Here is a 309-nt window from a genome sequence, read left to right as displayed (position 1 = left end):
TCGGCGTCAAGCGCGGCGATCGGGTGACGCCAGGCATGCCGGTCGCCACACTGGAAGACGCCGACGCCGAAATTGCCGTGGTCCAGGCTCAAGCCGCGCTCGCCCAGGCGCAGGCGCAGCTTGCGGACCTGCAGGTGGGCAAGCGGCCGGACGAGATCGCCGTGCTCAAGGCGCAAGTGGACATGGCCAAGGCGCAGGCCGCGGACGCCAAGCGCAAATACGATCGCGCCAGCGACCTCTACAGGCGCGGCACCGGCACGCAGGCCGACTACGACACGGCTTCGGCTTCGCTGGAGACGGCCAACGCGC

At 70.2% G+C, this 309-nt stretch carries 1 pseudogene; it reads left to right on the top strand.

Annotated elements, in window-relative coordinates:
- A pseudogene (locus tag EN861_RS34805) lies at positions 1-309 on the top strand (HlyD family secretion protein); the annotation flags it as partial.

The sequence above is a fragment of the Mesorhizobium sp. M8A.F.Ca.ET.218.01.1.1 genome (assembly GCF_004791165.1).
Lineage (GTDB): Bacteria > Pseudomonadota > Alphaproteobacteria > Rhizobiales > Rhizobiaceae > Mesorhizobium.
The sequence above is the reverse complement of the archived record's forward strand: the minus strand, read 5'-3'. Positions and strand labels throughout refer to the sequence as shown.